The sequence below is a fragment of the Micromonospora sp. WMMD712 genome, from assembly GCF_029581295.1.
Taxonomy (GTDB): Bacteria; Actinomycetota; Actinomycetes; order Mycobacteriales; family Micromonosporaceae; genus Micromonospora; species Micromonospora carbonacea.
Genome location: NZ_CP120743.1, coordinates 4,990,642 through 5,013,048 on the forward strand (window position 1 = coordinate 4,990,642; position 22,407 = coordinate 5,013,048).

Here is a 22,407-nt window from a genome sequence, read left to right on the forward strand (position 1 = left end):
CGCTTGGCGGCGGTGCCGAGGCGTCGTATGCCGTCGTCGTAGCGCCGGCTCGTGGCGGTACGGTGACCTTCCGTGGCCCGAGCGGGCCGCGCTCACAGGGAGGTGCGCAATGGGAGCGCCGGACGTGGTGGCCCAGCCGGTCGCCGGGCTCAACGAGGTCGACCGGCCGCTGTTCACCTTCTGCGACGACGCGACCGGTGACCGGGTCGCCCTGAGCGCCGCTGACCTGGGTGGCTGGGCGGCGCGCACCGCCGGGCTGTTGCGCGACGGCTGCGGGCTGGCCCCGGGGAGCCGGGTCGCGGTGCTGCTGCCGCCACACTGGCGTACCGCCGCCGTGCTGTTGGGTGCCTGGTCGGTGGGGCTGGCCGTGTCGTTCCGGCCCCGGGCCACCGCCGGGTTGCCGGTCCTGGAGCCGGGCGGCGACCGGCCGTACGACGCGGTGTTCGTCACCCCGGAGCGGCTGGACGACTGGCTGGAGGACGTGCCCGACGGGGTGCACCGCTACCTCGTCGGCACCGGGCGCGGCCCGCTGGCGGAGGTGCCGGTGGGCTGGCTCGACTGGGACGCCGAGGTGCTCCGGCACACCGACGCGCCGCCCGACTATGCCGGCGTCCACCCGGCGGAGGCGGCCACCCCCCGACGGCACGAGCTTCGGCGCGTGGGGTGCCCTCGCCAGGGAGATGGCCGACCAGTTCGGCCTGCGGTCGGGTGACCGGCTGCTGGTCGACGCGGCCGAGCACGAGCAGCCGCTGAAGTGGCTCCTGGCCCCGCTGTCGGTCGGCGCGTCGGTGGTCGTCTGCGCCAACCTGGACCGCTCCCGCCTCGACGCCCGGGTCGCCGCCGAGGGGATCACCCGGGTGCTCTGACCGACGACGCCATGCCGGGCAGGTGGGGGTATCCGAGCAGCGGGATACCGCCACCTGCCCGGCATCCGGGCAGGGCCGGCGCTGACGCCCGCCCGTACCCGGGCAGCGGGGCGTCAGCGGCGGCCGAAGACCTTCGCGGCGGGGCCGAGCCGGAGCAGGACCGTCTCGCCCGTGGCGTCCTGGACGCCGTCGTTGTCGGTGATCGCGTACACCTGGCCGTTGCCGGCCACGGTCAGGCCCTCCAGCTTCTCCTGGGTCCAGCCGTTGGTGGCGCGCAGCGCCGGCAGCACGTCGACGGCGAGCGTCTTCGGCAGCACCGTCAGCGGGCCCGGCGCGGCCGGGCCGGCGGGCATCGGCACGGTGTAGAGGCGCTTGAGCGCGGCGGCCGGGCCGTTCAGCTTGTCCCGTTCGATGATGGCGAGCCGGTCGCCGACGACGGTCACCTCGGACAGCCCGATCCAGTCGCCCGCGACGGCGGTGGACTCCAGCCGGTAGCCGAACCAGCTCCACGTTCCGGCGGTCACGTCGTAGCGGCCGATGCGGGCGACGCCCGCCGGGTCGGTGGACACCTCGCGCTGGAGCACCGCCCAGACGATCTCCCGGCCGTGCCGGTCGGTGCTGGCGGCGACCCCCTCGAAGCCCTGCTTGCCGAGCCCGGCGGCGACCTCCGCCGGCAGGGGCACGATCTGCCGGGTCCGCCCGGCGGCGTCGAGCCGGACCAGCTTGTTCTCCGCGCCCTTGGCGCCCTCGACCGCGAGCCAGAAGCCGCCCTGCGGGCGGGCGAAGATCCCCTCCGCGTCGTAGGCGGCCGGGTTGCCGTCGGCGTCGGTCACGGGCAGGGAGTCGGTGATCACCGCCGGGGACCGGCCGGCGTCGACCGTGAGGATCCGGGTCGGGGTGTACGCCGCGTCGGTGACGCTGTGGAGCTGCTGCGGCCGGCCCGGGGCGGCGGAGAGGGCACCGAGCGCCCCCCAGCCGATCGGTGCGCCCTGTGCGTCGTCGGCCGACACGAGGCTCGGGAAGCCGGGGGTGCCCCCGCCCAGCCGGTAGAGCGACACGGAGGCGCGTACTCCCGCGTCGGCCTCGTCGGTCTCGCTGGAGACCGCGAGCAGCCCCCGCGACGGGATCGGCAGCAGCCCCTCCGGGCCGTTGGTGGTGGGCAGGACCTGCCGGAAGACCGGGGCGGTGGGCCGGCTGAGGTCGTAGACGGCGACGAAGTTGCTCCGCTCCGAGCCGACGAACGCGTACCGCACGCCGCCGTACTCGGCGATCGCCACGCCCTCCGGCTCGGTGCCCTTCTTCGCGGCCCGGTCCTCGTTGTGCAGGCCGTGGCGGACGGCGAGGCGCTCGAAGGTGTTGCCGGCGTCCCAGGCCACCTGGCCGGTGCGGCTGTCGAAGACGGACCAGCCGCGGGTGCCGCCCCGCCAGTCGCCCTCGTTGGCGGTGGCCAGGTAGCGGTCGTCCACCCAGGCGACGGCGTCGGGCTCGCGGGGCACGTCGGTGATCGAGCCGGTCAGCTCGATCCGGCCGTCCTTGCCGGTGTCGATGCCGCCGACCGAGGCGGTGCCGGCGCTGAAGGCCCGGGTGACCCGGCCGGTGGGCAGGTCGACCAGGACGATGCCGTTGTTCTCCTGGAGGGTGACCGCGAGCTGGTTGCGTCCGTTGATCGAGACGTACTCGGGTTCCGGGTCGGTGGGCTCGGTGATCCCGGCGGCGGCCAGCGCCGGCAGGGCCTGCCCGTCGGCGGCGGTCAGCGGCACGGTCCGCAGCTTCCACCGCTGCGGAGTCGCCCTGCCGTCGAGGTCGACGATCTGCACGAAGCCGGCGGGGGCCTGGGGCAGGTCGCCCTTCTTGCGGCCGGGCGGGGTGGCGTCCTCGTCGCGCTCGTTCTCGATGGCGATCGCCGCGTACCGCTGGTCGTGGCTGATGGCGATCGAGTCCGGCTGGCCGCCGAGGTCGATGCTGCGGACCCGCTGGCGGGTGGCCAGCTCGATCACGTCGAGGCGGCCGGAGGGGGCGGTGTAGCCGGCGCTGGTGTTGACCACGACCAGGACGTACCGGCCGACGACGGCCACCGAGGTGGGCTCGTCCTCGGCGTCGCCGAGCTGGGCGAGGGAGAGCGTGCCGAGCCCGCGCGGCCGGTCCGGGCGGGCGATGTCGAGGAACCCGATCCGGCGTGCCGCCGCGTCGGTGTAGACCAGGGTGCGGCCGTCGGGGCTGACCGCCGAGATCTCGGCGACCGTCTCCGTCGCCGGGTCCTCGCCGGCCGGCCGGTTCTGGAACACGGGGTAGGTGGCGGCGCGGTCGAAGATGCGGCCCCCGGCGGGGTGGTGCCGGCCGGCGTCGGCGGGGCCGGCGGCGGCCGGCGTGCCGGTCACGGCCAGCGTGCCCGTGATGGCCAGCGCCGCGGCGACGATGCCGGCCGTCGGGGTGAGGGTGTGTTTCGGTGTCACGTCGTCCTCCGTCTTGTCGCTGCGACGGAGGCTGGCACGCAGGGCCGAGCGTGAGCTGTCCCGGCCGTGAACGGCGGGCGAACAACCTCAGGCCAGGCCCTGCGTGAGCGCGACGATCGGGGTGTGGGGAGCGGGCCTCAGCAGGTGGTGTTGCCGCCCGGGACCCAGCCGTCGATGGCCGGGTCCTCGGCGCCGTGGCCGTAGATCCAGACGTCGTCGTCCTCCGCCCAGACCTGGCCGTGCCAGCGGAAGCCCCGCCCGGCGGTCAGGGTGCGCAGGACCTGGGCGTGCGGGGCGGCCCGCAGCCAGGTGTTCTGCGTGAGGTTGCAGACGATGCCCCACGCGTCGCTCGCCGAGGCGGCCGTGGGAGCCACGGCGGAGCCGGCGAGAGCGACGGTGGCGACCGTCAGTGCGGACAGGATTCGGCGCTTCACTCGGGTCCCTTCGACGGGTGTCGGTGACGGTCCCCGATTGTGCCACTGTGGACTGACATCCGAGCACCCATACAAGGTCCTCGATGGCGGCGGGGTGGTGGCATCCGGCCGCCGTGACACCGCCACCCCGCCGACCTGGGGCCGACCGAGCAGGGTGGCCGGTCAGCCGAGGGCCGCGGCGAACATGCCGGGCTGGTAGGAGCCGCCCCGCTGGTGCACGATCACGGCCAGCCGGTTGGCGGCGTTGATCAGGGCGACCAGGCAGACCAACGCGGCGATCTGGTCGTCGTCGTAGTGCCTGCGCACCTCGGCCCAGGTCTCGTCGGACACGCCCTGGTGGGCGTCGGCGAGCCGGCTGCCCTCCTCGGCGAGCGCCAGCGCGGCCCGCTCCGCCTCCGTGAAGACCGTCGACTCGCGCCAGGCGGCGACCAGGTGCAGCCGGACCTGGCTCTCGCCGTCGGCGGCGGCCTCCTTGGTGTGCATGTCGATGCACCAGCCGCAGCCGTTGATCTGGCTGGCCCGCAGCGACACCAGCTCCTGCGTGGCCTTCGGCAGCGGCGACTGGTGGATCACCATGCCGGCGTTGGCGAACCGCTTGGCGAACCTCGTGGCCAGTTCGTTGCTGAACAGGTCGAATCGGGCGTCCATGGCTTCCGTCCTTCGCTCGTTGCCCCGGAGATGGGACGAACACGAGATGCCGGCGCCCGGCCCCCCCCGTGACGGCCGGGGTCGGGTGACGATCGCCACAGGCGGAGGTGTCACACGGCGGCGTGGTCCGGCGTCTGATGGGCGACGCAGCCGAAAGCGAAGCGACGCAGCCGAGAGCGAACGGGGGCCACCCATGGCGGGCACACCGCAGACCGCAGCCGACGCCGGCCGGGGCACCGGGTCGCCGGACCCGGCCACCGAGGCGTTCCTCACCCACCGGAACCTGCTGTTCACCGTCGCGTACGAGATGCTCGGCTCGGCCGCCGACGCGGAGGACGTCCTCCAGGAGACCTGGCTGCGGTGGGCGGGCGTGGACCTCGGTGTGGTGCGGGACCAACGCGCCTACCTGGTGCGGATCACCACCCGCCAGGCGCTCACCCGGCTGCGCGCGGTCGGCCGTCGCCGGGAGTCCTACGTCGGCCCCTGGCTGCCCGAGCCGCTGCTCACCGCGCCCGACGTGGCCGACGACGTCGCGCTCGCCGAGAGCGTGTCGATGGCGATGCTGCTGGTGCTGGAGACCCTCGGTCCGACCGAACGGGCGGTGTTCGTGCTGCGCGAGGTGTTCGACCTCGGGTACGACGAGATCGCCGAAGCCGTCGACAAGAGTCCCGCCGCGGTCCGGCAGATCGCGCACCGGGCCCGGTCGCACGTGGCGGAGCGCCGGCCGCGCCGGGTCGTGCCGGCAGCCGAGACCCGCACCGTGCTCGACGCGTTCCGGCGGGCGGTCGAGACCGGCGACCTGCAAGGGCTGCTCGACCTGCTCGCCCCGGACGTCGTCCTGCTCGGCGACGGCGGCGGAGTCAAGCAGGCCGTCCTGCGGCCCGTCGTGGGCGCCGACAAGGTGGCCCGCCTGCTCACCGGCGGGTGGGGCCGGGTCGCCGCTGTCACGTCGTTGCAGCCGACGCAGGTCAACGGCAGCCCCGCGCTCGTCGTCCGGCTCGACGGGGAACTCGACACCGTGCTGGCCGTGCACGTCGACGACGGCCGCATCGGCGGGCTCTACGCCGTCCGCAATCCCGAGAAGCTGTCGCACATGGCGAAGGAGACCAGGCTGAGCCGCTGAGCGGCTGCGCCAGCGTCAGTCCACGCTGGGCAGGGGCGGGCCCAGGACGTCGTCGGCGTCCACGATCGTGTACGCGTAGCCCTGCTCCGCCAGGAAGCGCTGCCGGTGGGCCGCGTACTCGGTGTCGATGGTGTCCCGGGAGACGACCGTGTAGAAGTGCGCCTGCCGGCCGTCAGCCTTCGGCCGCAGCACCCGGCCCAGCCGCTGCGCCTCCTCCTGCCGCGACCCGAACGTGCCGCTGACCTGGATCGCCACCGCCGCCTCGGGCAGGTCGATGGAGAAGTTGCCGACCTTCGAGATCACCAGCGTGCGTACCTCGCCCGACCGGAAGGCGTCGAACAGCCGCTCCCGCTCCTTGTTCGTGGTGGACCCCTGCACGATCGGCGCGTCCAGGTATTCGCCGAGCTGGTGCAGCTGGTCGAGGAAGCCGCCGATGACGAGCACCTGCTCTTGGGGATGCCGGTCGACGAGCGCCCGCACCACCGGCAGCTTCGTGCGGGCGGTCGCCGCCATCCGGTAGCGCTCCTCCGCCTCCGCCGTCGCGTACGACATCCGTTCGGCGTCGGTGAGGGTCACCCGCACCTCGGTGCACTGCGCCGGGGCGATCCAGCCCTGCTGCTCGATGTCCTTCCACGGCGCGTCGTACCGCTTGGGCCCGATCAGGCTGAACACGTCGCCCTCGCGGCCGTCCTCGCGGACCAGGGTCGCGGTGAGGCCGAGGCGGCGGCGGGCCTGGAGGTCCGCGGTGAACCGGAAGATCGGCGCGGGCAGCAGGTGCACCTCGTCGTAGACGACCAGGCCCCAGTCGCGCGCCCCGAACAGGTCCAGGTGGGTGAACGCGCCGCCGCGCCGCGAGGTGAGCACCTGGTACGTGGCGATGGTGACCGGCCGGATCTCCTTGCGCTCACCCGAGTACTCGCCGATCTCCTCCTCCGTCAGTGAGGTGCGGGCGATCAGCTCCCGCTTCCACTGCCGGCCGGCGACCGTGTTGGTGACCAGGATCAGGGTGGTGGCCTTCGCCTCGGCCATGGCCGCCGCCCCGACGAGGGTCTTGCCCGCGCCACACGGCAGCACCACCACGCCGGACCCGCCGGCCCAGAACGCCTCCACGGCCTCCCGCTGGTACGACCGCAGCGTGAACGGCCTGCCGCCGTCCTTGCCGCCCTCGGCCAGCTCGATGGGGTGCGCCTCGCCGTCGACGTACCCGGCGAGGTCCTCCGCCGGCCAGCCCAGCTTCAGCAGCGCCTGCTTGAGCCGCCCCCGCTCCGACGGGTGCACCGCGATCGTGTCGTCGTCGAGCTTCGCGCCGAGCATCCCGGCCAGCTTCTTGCTCTTGGCGACCTCGATCAGCACCACCCGGTCCAGGGCGCGCAGCACCAGGCCGTGCGCCGGATCGTTGGCGAGCTGGAGCCGGCCGTACCGGTCCATCGTCTCGGCCACGTCGACCAGCAACGCGTGCGGCACCGGGTAGCGGCTGTACTTCAGCAGCGCGTCGACCACGGCCTCGGCGTCGTGGCCGGCGGCGCGGGCGTTCCACAGGCCCAGCGGGGTCAGCCGGTAGGTGTGCACGTGCTCCGGCGAGCGTTCCAGCTCGGCGAACGGGGCGATCGCCATCCGGCAGGACTGGGCGTCGGGGTGGTCGATCTCCAGCAGCAGCGTCTTGTCCGACTGCACGATCAGTGGTCCACCGCTCACGCCGGCGCCCTCCCTCTGCCCTGGTCAACGGCCCTCCGGCGGGCGGCTACCCGCCCCGGGCCGACCATCCAGTGTTGCACGAAGCCCGAATGGGGCCGAAAATTCGGACACCAGGTGCAACCATTCCGGTACGTCCGGCGTCTAGGCAGTGGGACGACCGCCCCGGGGAGGCCCCATGAGACAGGTTCGCTTCAGCGCCCGGGTCGTCGCCCTGGCCGTGGTCACGCTGGTCGGTGTCGGTGCGTGCACGCCCGAACGCCAGGCCGACCCGGGTGGCCGTGGAGGAGGGCTCGCCCAGGCCGGCTCGGCGGAACGGGAAACGGGGGCGGGCGGTTCGTCCGGCTCCGACCAGCGGACCCGGCCGGAACCGAAACCCACCCGCACGAAGGCCAAGCCGAAGCCGAAGCCCACCCCGACGAAGGCGAAGCCGAAGCCCGCGCCGAAGCCGACGCCGGCCGGGTGCCCGCTGGGCGAGCACCAGCGCGAGGTGGAGACCTACCTCGCCAAGCTGGGCGGCTTCGGGCGGGTGACCGTCGACGGCCGCCAGTCCGCCGCCGACTGCGCCGCCATCAAGAAGTTCCAGCAGCGGTACGACGTCCGCCCCGCCGCCGGTCGCGCCGGCCCCACCACGTACGACGTGGCGAAGCGCCTCGCCACCACCGACACCAAGCGCTGCAAGGCCGCCTCCTCCGGCACCACGTTCTGCATCGACCTGACCCGGCAGACCACGTGGGCGCTGCGCGGCGGCAAGGTGGTGTGGGGCCCGACGGTCACCCGCACCGGCATGAAGGGCTACGCCACCCCCGCCGGCACCTTCACGATCAACTACCGCAACGTCAAGGAGTGGTCCGACCCGTACGAGGTGTGGCTGCCCTACTGGCAGCACTTCACGCAGGGCATGGGCTACCACCAGACCACGACCTACCTGCACGACAAGTCGATCGGCTCGCACGGCTGCGTCAACCTCCTCCCCGCCGACGCCCTCCGCGCCTGGGAGTTGGGCAAGGTCGGCAGCCGGGTGGTCCTCTTCGGCCGCCGGCCCGGCACGTGACGAGCGACGACGAGCCCGCGCCTGCCGGCGAGGTGTCGGCGGCGACGCTGCTCGCGTACGCGACCGCCGCCGTGCTCCTCGTCGGCTGGTTCCTCTACGGCTGGCTCGTCCAGCGGCAGGGCTTCGTCGCCTCCGTCGGCGAGTCCGCCGGGGCCGGGTTCGCCCTGCTGCTGGCCGTGTCGGTGGTCGGCACCGTGCGCCGCAGCCGCCGCTGACGCCACCCGCCGGCGGCGACGCCGACCGGGCGGCTCAGGTGCCCTCCAGCACCGCCGCGGTGATCCGGTGCAGCGCGAACGTGTGCAGCATCTCCGTGCGCTCGTCCTCGGCGCGCAGGTAGCCCGCGCCGATCGACACCGGCCGGACCAGCCGCGACGCGGTCGCCCCGTGCGCGTCGACGTAGCCCACCCAGACCAGCGCCTTGTCCCGCACCGCCTGCTGCAACACCGCCAGGGCGTCGGCGTGACCGTGCACCGGGGCCGGGCCGGTGCGCGCCGGCGTGCCGCGTACCACCGCCGGGGCCCGCCGGGCGGCCCGCGCCGCCGCCTCGCCCCGCCGGATCTGCTCCACCACCCCGAGCAGGCGGGGCAGGGCCAGCTTCGGCGACGCCAACGGATCCACCGTCCGGCCCACCGGGGCCCGCCCGGGGGCCCGCCGGATCCGTGGCCGGGTCAGCACCGCCGCCCCGGCGGCGTCCTCCGGCACCGGGGCGTACCCGGCGTCGCGCAACGCCAGCAGCATCCGGTTCACCTGGTAAGGCGTGACCAGCACCGTCGGGGCCAGCCGCCGGAACGCCAGCGCCTCCAGCCGCCGGTCGGCGAGCACCTCCGCCAGCAGCGCCTCGTCGTCGCTGCGCACGTACCCACCGGCGGAGCCGACCCGCAGCCCGCCGTGCTTGCGCGCCACGTCGTCCACCAGGTAGGTCAATCCCTGCGGCACCGGCGTGCGGGACCGGCGGCGGAACAGGTCGTGCAGGTCGTCGGCCGAGTAGCCGGCGTCCAGGGCCCGGCGCACGCTGGCCGTGGTGACCCGGTGCACGCTCGCCCCGCCCGCCGACTCGTGCTCCGCCACCACCTCCAGTTCGCCGGCGAGCGCCGGGTCGGGCGGGCCGGGCACCACCACCGTCAGGTCGGCCTGCACCAGGAAGTGGTCGACCGGCGCGGGCAGCAGCCCGTCCAGCGCCCGCACGGCCGTGGACGCGTCCTCGGCGTCGGCGCGCAACCCCAGCGGGTCGTCGCCGCCCCGCTCGTCGGCCTCGGCCACGTCGGCCAGCAGCAGCCGCCCGTACGAGGTGAGCGCCCCCAGCCCCGTCACGCCCAGCCGGGCCGCCTCGACCAGGGCCTCCCGGTGCGCGGCCTCCCGGCCCCGGCTGCGTCGGGGGGCCCGCCAGTCGAGCAGCCCCAGCACCTCGTCCGGGGTGGGCGCGACGGCGGGCTCCAGGTCGGCCAGCACCGCCAGCACGGCCCGGCGGGCGGACGGCGCGCCGGCCCGTTCCGCCTCCGGCGAGAGCGCGCCGATCGGTCGGTCCCGGTCGTCGCGCTGCCCGACGAGGCCCACCTGGCGGGTCATCAGCAGCCACGCCCGGGCCAACTGCTCCCAGCGCCGGGCCAGCGACACGGCCCGCCACACCTCGTACCCGCCGGTGGGCAGGACCTGCTGGTCGGCGCCGTACCGGGTGGTCGTCGCCCCGGACAGCTCCAGCTCGCCGGCCAGCCCCGCCGCGTACGCCACCTCCAGCAGCAGGGCGGTCGTCGCCTCGTCCAGGGCGAGGGCCTTCGCCAGCCGGCGCAGGTCACGCACCCCGATCCCGCCCGAGCGCAGCACGGGAGCCGGCTCGGCGGCGAGGAGCTCCAGCAGCGCCTCGGTGTGGCGTACCACCTCCATGGTCTGCCCGGCCCCGGCGGAGTCGACGGCCTTCGCCTCGCGCGCGACGGCGGCCACCGGAGGTGGGCTGGTGCGCAGCGGCCCGAGGGGGCCGCTGTCGCGGCGCAGCAGCAGGCCGACCTCGCGGGGCAGCTCCACCGTGCCGGCGGACACCGCCACCAGCAGCCGGTTGTCGACCAGCCAGCGCACCGGCGACCCGGTGGGCGCGCCGCCGTTGGTCGGGTCCGGCGGCACGCTGTCCTCCGCCCCGAGCGGCGGGGCCTGGAGCGCGCCCGGGGGCACGCTGCCCACCGGCGGGCCGGCGGCGAGCCGGTCCAGGATCGCCCGCGCCGACGGGGGCGCGGCCAGCAGCGTGCGGCGCAGCTTCGCCGGGTCCGCGCAGAGGGCCGCCGTGCGCGCGTCCAGCTCCGTCGCGGGTCGACCCAGCCCCGCCGGGTACGGGGCGACCTCGTCGACGCCGTCGACCACGCGCAGGGCGTGCTCGGGCCCGTACAGCAGGAACAGGGCGCGCAGCTTGTGCACCGCGCCCCGGATGGTGGCCGGGGCGGGCGGGCGCGGCCCGGCGGTGGCCATGGCGAGGACGGCCTCGGTGGAGGTGGTGCCGTCGTCCGGGTCCCGGGTGAGCCGGGCGGCGTCGAGGATCTGGAGGGTGAACTGGTCCAGCCCGTCCAGCGCCCGGGCCACCGACACCCGGGACTGGGCCCGGACCGCGAGCGCGGACACGTCGGCCGGCACGGGCACGACGAGGTCCGGCCGCAGCTGGAGCAGGGCGGCCAGGGACTCGTCGGGCAGCGTCCGCAGGTGGTCGGCGAGTGAGGTCGTCATCGTCGTTCCACGCTAGCCCGGGACGGGGCCCGCGCGCCCCTCGGACGTCCGGCTGGACCCGCCGGCCGGGTAGGTTCTCGGCATGCCCCCGCTGACCGTCGGCTTCGACCTCGACATGACCCTCGTCGACTCGCGTCCCGGCATCGCCGCGGCGTACCGGGCGCTGACGGCGCGCACCGGCGTGCCCGTGGACGCCGACGCGGCGGTGTCCCGGCTCGGCCCGCCGTTGCGGGTGGAGATCGCCCGCTGGTTTCCGCCGGAGCAGGTCGACTCGGCCGTCGAGGCGTTCCGCGAGCTGTACCCGGCGTACGCGGTCACGCCCACGCTGCCGATGCCCGGCGCGGTCGAGGCCATCGAGGCGGTGCACGCCCACGGCGGCCGGGTGGTGGTCGTCACCTCGAAGCTGGGCCGACTGGCCCGGCTGCACCTGGACCACCTCGGGCTGGCCGTCGACGAGCTGGCCGGTGACCTCTTCGCCGAGGGGAAGGCGACGGCGCTGCGCGCGCACGGCGCGACCCTGTACGTCGGCGACCACACCGCCGACATGGTCGCCGCCGAGGCGGCGGGCGTGCCGGGCGTGGCGGTCGCCACGGGCCCCTGCTCGGCCGAGGAGCTGCGCTCCGCCGGGGCCAGCCTGGTCCTGGCCGACCTCACCGGATTCCCGGCGGCGCTCACCACCATGATCCGGCTAGCCTTGGAGCAGTAGACGTCTCAAGTGAAGCAGGGGTTCTCAGGTGCCGACGGGTCGAGTGAAGTGGTATGACGCGGCCAAGGGATACGGGTTCGTCACCAGCGACGAGGGTGGCGACGTGTTCCTGCCGAAGGGCGCGCTGCCGGCGGGTGTCACCGACCTCAAGGGTGGTCAGCGGGTCGACTTCAGCGTGGTGGACAGCCGTCGGGGCGCGCAGGCGATGGGGGTCAAGCTGCTGGAGGCCCCGCCGTCGGTGGCGGAGCTGCGTCGCCGGCCGGCGGAGGAGCTGCACGGCCTCGTGGAAGACATGATCAAGGTGCTGGAGGCGAAGGTCCAGCCGGACCTGCGGCGGGGGCGGTTCCCCGACAAGAAGACGGCGCAGAAGATCGCTCAGCTGGTCCACGCGGTGGCGCGCGAGCTGGAGGTCTGAGGGCCGGCGATCCGAGGGCTTGCGGTCCGGGGCACGAGCCCGGCGTCGGCGGCCCGGCCCAGCAGCGCCTCCACGGCGGCGAACCCCGCGTCCCCCAGGTCCGCGGTGAACTCGTTGACGTAGAGGGCGATGTGCCGGTCCACCACGTCGGGCTCCATCTCCTGTGCGTGGGCGAGCACGTACGCCCGGCTGGCCTCCGGGTCGGCCCACGCCTGGCGTACCGACTCGCGGATCCAGCCGGCCGCCTCGACCGGGTCGACCGTGCCCCGGCGGGCCAGGATCGCGCCGAGCGGGATCGGCAGCCCCGTGCTGCCCTCCCACCACTCGCCGAGGTCGGCCAGGGCGGTCAGCCCGTGCCGCTGGTAGGTGAAGCGGGCCTCGTGGATCACCAGCCCGGCGTCGTACCGACCGGCCGCCACGGCAGGCATGATCTCGTGGAACGGGACCACCTCGATCCGAGCCGGCGGGCGCTCGGCCGCCCAGAGCCGGAACAGCAGGTACGCCGTCGTCCGGTCGCCGGGCACCGCCACCGTGGCCCCGCCCAGGTCGGCGGTGCCGGCCTGCCCGCTGCCGGCCTGCCCGGTGCCGGCCCGGTCGGGGCGGGTCAGCACGAGCGGCCCGCAGCCCCGGCCGAGCGCGCCCCCGCAGGGCAGCAGGTGGTAGTCGTCCAGCAGCCACGGCAGCGCCGCATAGCTCACCTTCACCAGGTCGAACGCGCCCCGCTCGGCGGCGGTGTTCGTGACGTCCACGTCCGCGTAGGTGACCTCGACCGGCGGCGCGCCGGGCACCCGGCCGTGCACCAGGGCGTCGAAGACGAACGTGTCGTTGGGGCAGGGCGAGATCGCCAGGGTGAGCGCCACGCCCCCACCGTATCCCCGCCCCCGCTCTGCCCCGCCACCCGCACGCCGCGGGGTGCCCGCCGGGCGGCGACGGTCCTGCCCGGGCGGCGACGGTGCGGGCGGGCTCGGGGTACTTCTTCCGCCCGCTAGGGAGCTGATGTCGTGGATGACTCAGCGAACGGGCTGGTGCTGAACAGGTTGATGCCGGGCAGGCCGGGGCTCCGGGGAAGGGCGGTTCCCGACATGCCGGGAATGGGCATGCCGGCCATCCTTCGCTGTGCCCCGCCCTGCGGCCTAGCCGGCCCGCGTCGCCCCGCCCCGCGCTGTCTTGCGAGCCCGCTGCCCCGCCCCGCGCGCGTCCGGAGCTGCGGGCCGCTTGCGCAGCCCCGCCCCGCGCTGTTTTGCGAGCCTGCCGCGCCGCCTGTGCTCGTCTTGCGAATCCCGCCGCGCCGCCTCGCGCTGGCTTCCGGGCTCGCCGTGCCGCCTTGCGCTGGCTTCCGGGCCCTTGCCTCGCTCGCGCAGCCTTGCCTCGTGCCGCCTCCTGCCCTGCGCCTGGCACGTGGCTCCGGTGCCGTTCTCCGGTGCCGTGATGTCGTAGATGACTCAGCTCCCTAGCGAGCGGCACGCAGTACCGGTCCTCGCGGTGAGTGGAGTTATCCACAGGTTGTCCACAGCCTGACGGGGGTTCTTGATGACCGGCCGGGATAGGCGACAGCATCGAGGCATGGCAGAGACAGCGGACCGGGTCGACCTGGGCGGATCGCTTCGGGCATTGCGTCGCCGCGCGGACCTGAGCCAGCGTGAGCTGGCAGACCTCGCCGGGGTGCCACAGGCGACGCTCGCGCGGATCGAGTCGGGCCGCTCCGGGGACGTCCGGTTCCGGACGATGGAGCGGCTGGTGCGGGCAGCCGGTGGGCGGGTGGCGATCGGGACACCCCGCGCCCAGGCCAGCGACCACACCAGCGACCACGTCGGCGACGGCACCGACGCCCAGGCCAGCGACCACACCGGCGACCTGACGGGCGACGACCGGGTGCCGGAGGTGGTGCCGGTGCCCCGGGTGCCGCACGACGGGCTGCGGGACGAGGCGGGGCGGCGGTACCCGGCGCACCTGGACGCCTGGGCGGTGCACGGGCCGAGGGACTGGCCGGGTGCCTGGTGGGCGGGATGGTGGAAGCTGCCGCCGCAGCACTGGCCACGGCGGTTGCCGGCGGCGACGTACGAGCTGAGCCGCGAGCGTCGGGACCACCGCCGGTGGGGTACGCGGATCCGCCGCGAGGTCGTGGTGCGCCGCGTCACCGACGACGGGCTGCCCGACACGTGCTGGCGGTTCGTGGCGGAGCTGCCCGACGGCCGGCTGCTCGGGGAGTTGCGGGCACACGAGCGCAACCCTCGGCTGCTGTACGGCGATCTGATCGACGCGGGTGAGCGGGAGATCGTGCTCGACGGCGTGCTCGTGGCCGGGCCATGCCGGCTGCTGGGGATCGGGCGGCGGCTGGTGGAGGCGTTGACCGTGGAGATGGAGCGGGCCGGGATCCGGGTGGCGCACGCCGTCGCGGATCACGGCGGCGTCGACCTGCTGCTCGCCTGCGGATACCGGATCGAGGGACGGGGGCACTACGCGATGCGCCTCGACCGGGCGTCTCAGCCCTGCGCGGGCCCCGCGACGGCCTGACCCAGCGCGACCGCGGACGCCGTGAGGGCGGCGAACGCCTCGCGCATCCGCCACGCGCCGCGGTCCCGGGGGCCGATCGGGTTGGAGACGGTGCGCAGCTCGGCGAAGGGCAGGCCGGCCTGGGCGGCGGCGACGGCCACGCCGTACCCCTCCATGGCCTCGGCCACCGCGTCGGGGTGCCGGTCGGCGAGCGCGGCACTGCTCGCGGCGGTGCCGGTGACCGTGCTGACGGTGAGCACCGCGCCGACCGTGGCCGCCGGCAGGGCCGCGCGCAGGGCGGCCAACAGGCCCGGGTCGGCGGGCACCGCCGTGCCGGCGCCGAGCAGCTCGGCAGGCATGCCGAGCTGGTCCACCGGGATGAAGCCCGTCGGCGACTCGGCACCGAGGTCGGCCGCGACGCTGCGGCTGGCGAGCACCGTCGCGCCGACTGCCGCCCGGCCGACGAAGCCACCGGCGATGCCGGCGCTGACCACGGCCCGGTACGGGCGGCCGGCGGCCTCGGCGAGCGCCAGCAGCCGGGCGGTGGCCGCCCCGGCGACGGCCGGGCCCACCCCGACGGGCACCACGGTCACCCCGGCGGGCACCACGGTGACCCCGGAGGGCACCACGGTCACGCCGGTGGCGGCAGGCGAGGTCCCGGCCGGCGCAGCCGCGTGCGGCGCGGCCCCGGCCGGTGGCGCGGGGAGGCCGGCGCGGATCGCCTCGGCCTCGGCCGGCACCGCCGTCACCACGAGCAGGCCGGTCACGCCAGGGGCCCCCGGGGCTCCCGGCGGGTCTCGTCGTCGGCCGTGCCCACCCCGCCGGCGACCGCCGACGAGGGCCGGTAGACGTGGTAGCCGGGCGGGGCGGAGGAGGCGGGCGCGGGCGAGGTGGGGGCGACGTCGGTCACCGGGTCGTGTGTCGTCGGGTCGGGTGCCGGCGGATCGTCGGCCGGGGGGCGGTCCCCGGCGGCCGGCTTCCCGGTGGGCTCCTCGGCCGGGTCGTCGGCCAGCTCGTCGTCGCCGAGCGGGCGGCCGAGCAGCCGCTGGTCGCGGAGCCTGCCGGCGACGTACGCGCCGCGGGCGGCGGCGAGCACGCCCACCCCGGCGGCCACGGCGATGCCCAGCCGGCCGTCGAACGGGACCAGGCCGAGCGCGCCGCCGGCCACGAAGGCGAGCATCAGCGCCGTCTCCGAGTGGGCGAACGAGCTGGCCCGCAGCGGCTCCGGGATGCGTTCCTGGATCGAGGCGTCGACCGCGAGCTTCGCCACGCCGCTGGCCAGCGTGGCGACCAGGCAGAGCAGGGCGACCATCGGCAGCGAGAACTGGATCGTGGCGAGGACGGCCGTGCCGGCCACGATGATCGTGCTGCTGGACTGGATCGCGGTGGGGCGGTGGATGCGCAGCCGGGTGCCGATCGCCGTGGCCAGGAAGCTGCCCACCGCCAGCGCCCCGCCGACCAGGCCGAGCGCCATCTCCGCGCTCAGGTCGCGCCCGAAGAAGTCGGTGGTCAGGTCGCCCTTCTTCAGCGCGAACGCGAGGAAGAGCAGCAGGAAGCCGTAGACGGCGCGGAGCAGCGCCGCGCCGAGCAGGCTGGCGATGACGAGGCGGCCGGCCGGACGGCCACGCCCCAGCGGCCGGTCCCCGGCGGCCCGCCGGCCCAGGGACCGCAGCGGCCGGGGCACCCGCTCGGGCGGCTCGGAGTCGGCCCGGGGCGGGAGCCGCAACGCGACCACCATGCCGACCAGAAAGATGACCGAGGCGACCCGCAGCGGCCACTGCGGCCCGAACCAGAACGCGGCCAGCCCGAGCGGGGCGACGAGCGCGCCGGCCACCGTGCCGTAGACGCTGGCCCGCGCGCCGACCTGGGACAGGCCGAGGCCCTCGGGCAGCAGCCGGGGGACGGCCGCCGAGCGGGCCACGCCGTACGCCCGGGAGAGCGCGAGCACCCCGAAGGCCGCCGGATAGAGGCCGAAGCCGTGCATGTAGTCGGAGATCAGCCAGGCCAGGAAGGCCCGGCCGAGCATGGTGGCGGCGAGCGCGTACCGCCGGCCGTGCCGGAAGTGGTCCAGCAGCGGGCCGACCACCGGCGCGAGCATGGCGAACGGCACCATCGTGACCAGCAGGTAGAGCGCGACCTTGCTGCGCGCCTCGCCGAGGGGGACGTTGAAGAAGATCGTCCCGGCGAGGCCGATCGCGATCAGCGTGTCTCCCGCGCAGGAGAGGGCGTGCAGGTCGAACAGGCGCACCATGCCGACCTCGCCGCCCGCGCCCCGGGCCCGGGCCGAGCCGGCCTGGCGGGTCATCCAGCGCCCGCTGCGCGCCGAGCCGCGCAGCAGCAGGCGGACGGCACGGATGCCGGTGCCGACGGTCCGCCCCAGCATGGACCGATCGGAGCGGGAGAACAGCGGCATGTGCACCATCCTCGCCCATGTACCCCACCCCCGCGCCAGCACCGCCGGAGAACGACCTTGCGGGGAGTGCCTGTCGGTCTTCGTCACCCATGGGGAACAATGGAAGGGTGACCAGGCCCGCCTCCGCTCGTGCCGCCCGCCTCGACCAGGTCTGCGCCGCCGCCGTCGAGGTGGCCCGCGACGCCATCACCGAGGTGGAGCCGTCCGACGTCGGCGACCACCTCCAGGCCGTCGCCGAGGCGGACCGCGTCGTCACCCACTACTTCGAGTGCCGGCTGTCCGGTTACCGGGGCTGGCGGTGGGCGGTCACCGTGACCCGGGTGCCGCGCAGCCGCAAGGTCACGGTCTGCGAGACGGTTCTGCTGCCGGGCCCCGACGCGCTGCTCGCGCCGGGCTGGCTGCCCTGGCAGGAGCGGCTCAAGCCGGGCGACCTGGGCCCCGGCGACCTGCTGCCGACCCCGCCCGACGACGAGCGGCTCACCCCCGGGTACGTCCTGTCCGACGACCCGGCGGTGGAGGAGACCGCCTGGGAGCTGGGCCTCGGTCGGCCGCGCGTGCTGTCCCGGGAGGGGCGCAGCGAGGCCGCGCAGCGCTGGTACGACGGGGACCACGGCCCGTCGGCGCCGATCTCCACCGCCGCCCCGGCCGCCGCCCGCTGCGGCACCTGCGGCTTCTACCTGCCGCTGGCCGGCGCGCTGCGGCAGGCGTTCGGGGCGTGCGGCAACTTCTACGCCCCCGATGACGGCCGGGTGGTCAGCACCGACCACGGCTGCGGCGCGCACTCGGAGACGCTGGTCGAGACGCCCGACAGCCCGGTCGACGAGCTGCCCACGATCTACGACGACAGCGCCGTCGAGGCGATGTCGGTGAGCCGGGCGCCGGGCTCGGTGGAGGCGGCGGAGCCGGGCGAGCCGCACGGCCACCCCTGACCGGGCGGGCTCAGCGGCGGGTGTCGGCGGCCTGACCGGCCTGCGCGGTGGCGCGGCGGCGACGCCGGTTGGCGTCGTGACGCATCATCACGGCGAGACCGGGGAAGCCCCAGAGGAAACCGGCCAGGCAGATCCAGAGCCAGTCCCGGTGGCCGTGCTCGGTCAGCCAGCCACGGAAGAAGAGCAGCAGCACCAGGCCGGCGACCGCCCAGGCGACCAGCCCGGCGACCGCGAACGGCACCATCGGCGGGTCGAGCGGCTCGGGCCGCGGCGGTTGCTCCTGTCGCACGGGGGCAAGCGTACGCGATCAACTTTCCCAGTTGGCTCGTGATCTGGGACGATGCGCGCTACAGACGGATGATCACCTGCGAGGACCAGATGGCCATTGCGCCGCCGGACAACGGCACTCCACCCGATCCCGCTCACCCCCGCAACGCCTTCGACCGCTTCTTCGAGATCACCGCGCGCGGCTCCACACCGGGCCGGGAGGTGCGGGGCGGCCTGGCGACGTTCTTCACGATGGCGTACATCGTGGTGCTCAACCCACTGATCATCGGCAGTGCCGTCGACGGCGACGGCAAGAAGCTGGCGATCCCGGCGCTGGCCGCCGCGACGGCGCTCGTCGCGGGCCTGATGACGATCCTGATGGGGGTGGTCGGCCGGTTCCCGATGGCGCTGGCCGCCGGCCTGGGCGTGAACGCGCTGGTCGCGTACGAGATCGCCCCGCAGATGACCTGGGCCGACGCGATGGGCCTGGTGGTGATCGAGGGTGTGCTCATCGCGATCCTGGTGCTCACCGGCCTGCGTACGGCGGTGTTCCGCTCGGTGCCCACACAGCTCAAGACCGCGATCGGCGTCGGCATCGGCCTCTTCCTGACGATCATCGGGCTGGTCGACGCCGGCTTCGTCCGGCGGATCCCGGACGCGGCGAACACCACGGTCCCGGTGGGGCTGGGCATCGGCGGCAAGATCGTGAGCTGGCCGATGCTGGTCTTCGTGGTGGGCCTGCTGGTCACGATCGTGCTGGTGGTGCGGCGGGTACGCGGCGCGATCCTGATCGGCATCCTCGCCTCGACCGTGCTGGCGATCGTCGTGGAGGCCGTAGCGAACGTCGGCCCGTCGTTCGTCGACGGCAAGCCCAACCCCAAGGGCTGGTCGCTGAACGTGCCGGAGCTGCCGAAGACGGTCGTGGACCTGCCCGACCTGTCGCTGCTGGGCAACTTCAACGTGCTGGACTCGTGGACCCGGGTCGGCTGGCTGGTGCCGCTGATGTTCGTGTTCACGCTGCTGATCACGGACTTCTTCGACACGATGGGCACGATGGTCGCGATCGGCCAGGAGGGGGGCATGCTCGACGAGCGGGGCACCCCGCCGCGGGCCAAGGAGATCCTGCTGGTCGACTCGATCGCGGCGGCGGCGGGTGGCGCGGCGAGCGTCTCCAGCAACACGTCGTACATCGAGAGCGCCGCCGGTGTCGCGGAGGGGGCCCGCACCGGCGTGGCCAACCTGGTCACGGGCGCGCTGTTCCTGCTGGCGATGTTCCTCGCGCCGCTGGCGGTGGTGGTGCCGTTCGAGGCGGCGTCGACGGCGCTGGTGGTGGTCGGCTTCCTGATGATGACGGCGGTGCGGACGATCGACTGGACCGACTACGAGATCGCGATCCCGGCGTTCCTCACGATCACCCTGATGCCGTTCACGTACTCGATCTCCAACGGCATCGGCGCGGGCGTCATCTCGTACGTCGTGGTGAAGCTGGCGAAGGGGAAGGCCCGCGAGGTCCACCCCCTGCTGTACGCGGTGGCGGCGCTGTTCGTCCTGTACTTCCTGCGCGGGCCGATCGAGTCCGTCGTACTCTGACGCACCTCGTGTCCCGGGGGTCGGGGTGCCGGACCGGTACCCCGACCCCCGGGTCGCACACCCCCTGGTGAGCATGGTCATATCGGCTGTCGTTAGCCAGGCTCATTAGTTAGGCTAACTATCGTGACGGAGCGGACGGTGACGGCGAGACGCGTGCCACCGGCGCAGCTGGCTCCCCAGCTGCGTGATGCGATCACCCGGCTCAACCGGCGGGTCCGACAGGCCCGACCGGTCGGCGACCTGACGGTCACCCAGCTCTCCGCGCTCACCAGCCTCGTGCTGGCGGGCGCGCTGACGCCCCGGGAGTTGGCCGACGTCGAACGGGTGCAACCGCCGACGATGACCAAGATCGTCGCGAAGCTGGAGGAGCGTGGCCTCGTGGGCCGCACCCCCCACCCGACCGACGGCCGGCAGGTCATCCTCTCGGCGACCGAGGGCGGCCGGGCCGTGCTCGACCAGTTCGAACGGGCCCGCAACGAGTGGCTGGCCCGCCGCCTGGCCGAGCTGCCCGAGGCCGACCGGGAGACCCTGCAACGGGCCGCCGAGATCCTTCAGCAGCTCGCCCGCGCCTGAGCGCGCCGCGCCCGCCGGGGCGTCGCCGCCGTCCGCGCCGTCCGCCGTCGATGAGGCGTACGAGCGAGGAGGCGCATCCAGGGTGCAGGCGAAGCTGAGCACGATGTTCCAGTCACTGCAGGTCCGCAACTACCGGCTATTCGCGTCCGGGCAGCTGATCAAACTGATCGGCGTCTGGATGATGTTCATCGCCCAGGACTGGCTCGTCCTCGAACTCTCCGACGACTCCGCCACCGCCCTCGGCGTGGTCACCGCCCTCCAGTTCACCCCGGTGCTGCTGCTCACCCTGCTCTCCGGGCGGCTCGCCGACCGGTACGACAAGCGTCTGCTCCTCTTCGTCGCGAACGCGTTCTGGACGGTGCTGTCGTTCGGGATGAGCCTGCTGGTGCTCACCGGCCTCGTCCGGCTCTGGCACGTCTTTGTCTTCGCTGCCCTGCTCGGCGTCGCCAACGCGGTGGAGACGCCCGTGCGGCAGGCGTTCGTCTCCGAACTCGTCGGCACGTCGCTGCTGCCCAACGCGCTGTCGCTCAACGCTGCCGTGTTCAACTCGGCCCGCATCGTCGGCCCCGCCGTCGCCGGCCTGGCCATCGCCGCCGTCGACGTCGGCCCGGTGTTCCTGTTCACCGCGCTCAGCTCGCTCGGGCCGCTGGCCACCGTGGTCCGGATGCGTCCCGCCGAGCTGCACCGCAAGGACCTCCTCCCGGTCGCCGAGCGGGACTCCGCCCGGGTCGTCGACGGCCTGCGCTACGTCGCCCGCCGCCCCGACCTGCTGCTGCCGATGGCCGTGATGTCGGTCATCGGGATGAGCCTGTTCAACTTCCAGCTCACCCTCGCCGCCCTGGCCAAGACCGTGTTCAACACCGGTGCCGCATCGTTCGGCCTGTTCAGCACGGCGCTGGCCGTCGGCGCGCTCGCCGGGGCGCTGGCCGGCACAGGGCGGCGCAGCCGCCCCTCGGTGTGGCTGGTGCTCGGCGCGGCGGTCGGGTGCGCCGTCTTCGGCACCCTGGTCGGGCTCGCCCCGGCGTACTGGATGGTGGTGGCGCTGCTGCTGCCCGCCGGGTTCTTCATGGTCTTCTTCGCCCAGTCGGCCAACCAGCGGGTGCAGCTCGGCACCGACGCCGCGTTCCGGGGCCGGGTCATGGCGCTGTGGGTGCTGGTGTTCCTCGGCACCAACCCGGTCGGCGCGCCGGTCATCGGCTGGGTGGCCGAGTGGTTCGGCGCCGGGGCGAGCATCTGGATCGGCGGGCTGATCTCGCTGGCCACCGCCCTGCTGGCGCTCGCCTGGCAGTTGCGCCGCTCGGGGGCCCGGCTGCGCCTGCGGGTGCTCCCGTCCCCCCGCTTCTACGTGGTGGAAGCAAGGAGGGGCACCCTGTTAACGCCTTCTGCATAGCAGGGGCCCCTTCCTAACCACGCGGGGCAGCTCGCGGGGGGTGCCAGGAGATTGGCGTCTATGAATGTCAACAAACCGGTGGCGGTGCGGCTCGCGGGAGCATAGCGTCGATACGTGGAGGTAGGCCGAGCGATGCTCCTTGCCCTGGCGTTCGTTGCTGTCGCGAGTCTTCCGGTCGCCTTTGCGCTGGTGTTCTGCGCCGACGAGATCATCGACCGGGTCGCCTGCGGCTACGCCGAGTGGCGCGAACGACGCCGTGAACGTCGCACCATCGCCCGGCTGAACCGGGCCGTCGACGCCGACGGGCTGACCCGGGGCATCGACCTCACCGAGTTCGACCGGGAGGACCGCCGGTCCCTCCAGCAGATCGCCGCCGACCTGCACCGGTTCGCCGGGCACCGGGTCAACCCGGGCGGTCGGACGGTGATCTGGCACGCGGCAGTCGTCGACGCGTACGACGCGCACCTGCGGGCCGCCTGCCGCTGCCTCGGGCTCCCCGAGCACCTGGGCGAGCTGGAGGGTGTCGACCGGCAGATCGAGCGGGTCCGGGTCGAGGGGATGCTGCACGCGGCCGGTCTCACCCTGCCCGCCGCCCGCCCCCGGCACCGCCAGCGGCACCGCTGACAGCCCCGGGTCGACCGGTGACCGGCGCGTT

Annotated in this window: 22 protein-coding genes; 13 read left to right on the plus strand and 9 right to left on the minus strand. The window is 74.5% G+C overall.

Annotated elements, in window-relative coordinates:
• The first annotated feature begins 109 nt into the window (after positions 1 to 109).
• A complete protein-coding gene (locus O7633_RS21720) occupies positions 110 to 712 on the plus strand; it encodes a TIGR03089 family protein (protein WP_282323724.1) in 603 nt (200 codons plus the stop codon).
• A complete protein-coding gene (locus O7633_RS21725; protein WP_282323725.1) occupies positions 681 to 866 on the plus strand; it encodes a hypothetical protein in 186 nt (61 codons plus the stop codon). Before O7633_RS21720 ends, O7633_RS21725 begins: the two co-directional genes overlap by 32 nt.
• Before the next feature lie 113 nt (positions 867 to 979).
• Here the strand turns inward: O7633_RS21725 and O7633_RS21730 are convergent, their stop codons facing one another.
• From O7633_RS21730 to O7633_RS21740, 3 genes are all read right to left on the minus strand, one after another.
• Positions 980 to 3,319 (minus strand): esterase-like activity of phytase family protein, encoded by a 2,340-nt coding sequence (locus O7633_RS21730; RefSeq protein ID WP_282323726.1) that lies wholly within the window; start codon positions 3,317 to 3,319, stop codon positions 980 to 982.
• A 137-nt stretch (positions 3,320 to 3,456) separates the two neighbouring features.
• Positions 3,457 to 3,753 (minus strand): hypothetical protein, encoded by a 297-nt coding sequence (locus tag O7633_RS21735; protein ID WP_074475262.1) that lies wholly within the window; start codon positions 3,751 to 3,753, stop codon positions 3,457 to 3,459.
• A 162-nt stretch (positions 3,754 to 3,915) separates the two neighbouring features.
• Positions 3,916 to 4,401, minus strand: a complete 486-nt coding sequence (locus O7633_RS21740) for a carboxymuconolactone decarboxylase family protein (RefSeq protein ID WP_278131233.1) — start codon at positions 4,399 to 4,401, stop codon at positions 3,916 to 3,918.
• 193 nt (positions 4,402 to 4,594) lie between these two features.
• Between O7633_RS21740 and O7633_RS21745 the strand changes: the two genes are divergently transcribed.
• Complete coding sequence (locus O7633_RS21745; RefSeq protein ID WP_282323727.1) at positions 4,595 to 5,524, plus strand: RNA polymerase sigma-70 factor; 930 nt, start codon at positions 4,595 to 4,597, stop codon at positions 5,522 to 5,524.
• Between the two features lie 15 nt (positions 5,525 to 5,539).
• On the opposite strand, the gene O7633_RS21750 is transcribed toward O7633_RS21745, so the two are convergent.
• Positions 5,540 to 7,219, minus strand: a complete 1,680-nt coding sequence (locus tag O7633_RS21750; RefSeq protein WP_074475259.1) for a DNA repair helicase XPB — start codon at positions 7,217 to 7,219, stop codon at positions 5,540 to 5,542.
• 175 nt (positions 7,220 to 7,394) lie between these two features.
• On the opposite strand from O7633_RS21750, the gene O7633_RS21755 reads away from it, so the two are divergent.
• A complete protein-coding gene (locus tag O7633_RS21755; protein WP_278131240.1) occupies positions 7,395 to 8,270 on the plus strand; it encodes a L,D-transpeptidase family protein in 876 nt (291 codons plus the stop codon).
• Positions 8,267 to 8,485: a hypothetical protein gene (locus O7633_RS21760; RefSeq protein ID WP_282323728.1), complete on the plus strand. Its 219-nt coding sequence runs from the start codon at positions 8,267 to 8,269 to the stop codon at positions 8,483 to 8,485. The genes O7633_RS21755 and O7633_RS21760 overlap by 4 nt, the downstream gene beginning before the upstream one ends.
• 34 nt (positions 8,486 to 8,519) lie before the next feature.
• On the opposite strand, the gene O7633_RS21765 is transcribed toward O7633_RS21760, so the two are convergent.
• A complete protein-coding gene (locus tag O7633_RS21765; RefSeq protein WP_282323729.1) occupies positions 8,520 to 10,976 on the minus strand; it encodes a helicase-associated domain-containing protein in 2,457 nt (818 codons plus the stop codon).
• Positions 10,977 to 11,058: 82 nt separating this feature from the next.
• Between O7633_RS21765 and O7633_RS21770 the strand changes: the two genes are divergently transcribed.
• Positions 11,059 to 11,682 (plus strand): HAD family hydrolase, encoded by a 624-nt coding sequence (locus tag O7633_RS21770; protein WP_074475255.1) that lies wholly within the window; start codon positions 11,059 to 11,061, stop codon positions 11,680 to 11,682.
• Positions 11,683 to 11,710: 28 nt separating this feature from the next.
• Positions 11,711 to 12,097, plus strand: coding sequence for a cold shock domain-containing protein (locus tag O7633_RS21775; RefSeq protein ID WP_007074225.1), 387 nt, complete (start codon positions 11,711 to 11,713; stop codon positions 12,095 to 12,097).
• Here the strand turns inward: O7633_RS21775 and O7633_RS21780 are convergent.
• The gene (locus O7633_RS21780; protein WP_282323730.1) at positions 12,058 to 12,957 is read right to left on the minus strand and encodes a 1,4-dihydroxy-6-naphthoate synthase; all 900 of its coding nucleotides are present in this window, start codon (positions 12,955 to 12,957) and stop codon (positions 12,058 to 12,060) included. The genes O7633_RS21775 and O7633_RS21780 overlap by 40 nt on opposite strands.
• A 703-nt stretch (positions 12,958 to 13,660) precedes the next feature.
• Between O7633_RS21780 and O7633_RS21785 the strand changes: the two genes are divergently transcribed.
• Entirely contained in the window at positions 13,661 to 14,611 is a 951-nt protein-coding gene (locus tag O7633_RS21785; RefSeq protein ID WP_282323731.1) for a helix-turn-helix transcriptional regulator, read from the plus strand.
• On the opposite strand, the gene O7633_RS21790 is transcribed toward O7633_RS21785, so the two are convergent.
• Positions 14,581 to 15,357 carry a futalosine hydrolase gene (locus tag O7633_RS21790; protein WP_282323732.1) on the minus strand — a complete coding sequence of 259 codons (777 nt, stop codon included), beginning with the start codon at positions 15,355 to 15,357 and terminating at the stop codon, positions 14,581 to 14,583. The genes O7633_RS21785 and O7633_RS21790 overlap by 31 nt on opposite strands.
• Positions 15,354 to 17,003 (minus strand): MFS transporter, encoded by a 1,650-nt coding sequence (locus O7633_RS21795; RefSeq protein WP_282323733.1) that lies wholly within the window; start codon positions 17,001 to 17,003, stop codon positions 15,354 to 15,356. Before O7633_RS21795 ends, O7633_RS21790 begins: the two co-directional genes overlap by 4 nt.
• A gap of 89 nt (positions 17,004 to 17,092) precedes the next feature.
• On the opposite strand from O7633_RS21795, the gene O7633_RS21800 reads away from it, so the two are divergent.
• Positions 17,093 to 17,932 (plus strand): DUF3027 domain-containing protein, encoded by an 840-nt coding sequence (locus tag O7633_RS21800; protein WP_178063057.1) that lies wholly within the window; start codon positions 17,093 to 17,095, stop codon positions 17,930 to 17,932.
• Between the two features lie 10 nt (positions 17,933 to 17,942).
• On the opposite strand, the gene O7633_RS21805 is transcribed toward O7633_RS21800, so the two are convergent.
• Positions 17,943 to 18,221, minus strand: coding sequence for a DUF2530 domain-containing protein (locus tag O7633_RS21805; protein WP_282323734.1), 279 nt, complete (start codon positions 18,219 to 18,221; stop codon positions 17,943 to 17,945).
• 89 nt (positions 18,222 to 18,310) lie between these two features.
• Here O7633_RS21805 and O7633_RS21810 point away from each other — a divergent pair, with 89 nt between their 5' ends.
• From O7633_RS21810 to O7633_RS21825, 4 genes are all read left to right on the plus strand, one after another.
• A complete protein-coding gene (locus O7633_RS21810; RefSeq protein WP_282323735.1) occupies positions 18,311 to 19,789 on the plus strand; it encodes an NCS2 family permease in 1,479 nt (492 codons plus the stop codon).
• Between the two features lie 123 nt (positions 19,790 to 19,912).
• Entirely contained in the window at positions 19,913 to 20,362 is a 450-nt protein-coding gene (locus O7633_RS21815; protein WP_278131260.1) for a MarR family transcriptional regulator, read from the plus strand.
• Positions 20,363 to 20,444: 82 nt separating this feature from the next.
• Positions 20,445 to 21,752 (plus strand): MFS transporter, encoded by a 1,308-nt coding sequence (locus O7633_RS21820; protein WP_282323736.1) that lies wholly within the window; start codon positions 20,445 to 20,447, stop codon positions 21,750 to 21,752.
• A 114-nt stretch (positions 21,753 to 21,866) separates the two neighbouring features.
• On the plus strand, positions 21,867 to 22,376 hold the full coding sequence (locus tag O7633_RS21825; protein ID WP_282323737.1) for a hypothetical protein: 510 nt from the start codon (positions 21,867 to 21,869) through the stop codon (positions 22,374 to 22,376).
• The last annotated feature ends 31 nt before the right edge of the window (positions 22,377 to 22,407 follow it).

Bases quoted from the DNA above. Each gene is read 5' to 3' on its own strand.
- O7633_RS21720 (WP_282323724.1), top strand. From the start codon at position 110: ATGGGAGCGCCGGACGTGGTGGCCCAGCCGGTCGCCGGGCTCAACGAG.
- O7633_RS21725 (WP_282323725.1), top strand. From the start codon at position 681: ATGGCCGACCAGTTCGGCCTGCGGTCGGGTGACCGGCTGCTGGTCGAC.
- O7633_RS21740 (WP_278131233.1), bottom strand. From the start codon at position 4,401: ATGGACGCCCGATTCGACCTGTTCAGCAACGAACTGGCCACGAGGTTC.
- O7633_RS21745 (WP_282323727.1), top strand. From the start codon at position 4,595: ATGGCGGGCACACCGCAGACCGCAGCCGACGCCGGCCGGGGCACCGGG.
- O7633_RS21755 (WP_278131240.1), top strand. From the start codon at position 7,395: ATGAGACAGGTTCGCTTCAGCGCCCGGGTCGTCGCCCTGGCCGTGGTC.
- O7633_RS21765 (WP_282323729.1), bottom strand. From the start codon at position 10,976: ATGACGACCTCACTCGCCGACCACCTGCGGACGCTGCCCGACGAGTCC.
- O7633_RS21770 (WP_074475255.1), top strand. From the start codon at position 11,059: ATGCCCCCGCTGACCGTCGGCTTCGACCTCGACATGACCCTCGTCGAC.
- O7633_RS21785 (WP_282323731.1), top strand. From the start codon at position 13,661: ATGGCAGAGACAGCGGACCGGGTCGACCTGGGCGGATCGCTTCGGGCA.
- O7633_RS21795 (WP_282323733.1), bottom strand. From the start codon at position 17,003: ATGCCGCTGTTCTCCCGCTCCGATCGGTCCATGCTGGGGCGGACCGTC.
- O7633_RS21800 (WP_178063057.1), top strand. From the start codon at position 17,093: ATGGGGAACAATGGAAGGGTGACCAGGCCCGCCTCCGCTCGTGCCGCC.
- O7633_RS21810 (WP_282323735.1), top strand. From the start codon at position 18,311: ATGGCCATTGCGCCGCCGGACAACGGCACTCCACCCGATCCCGCTCAC.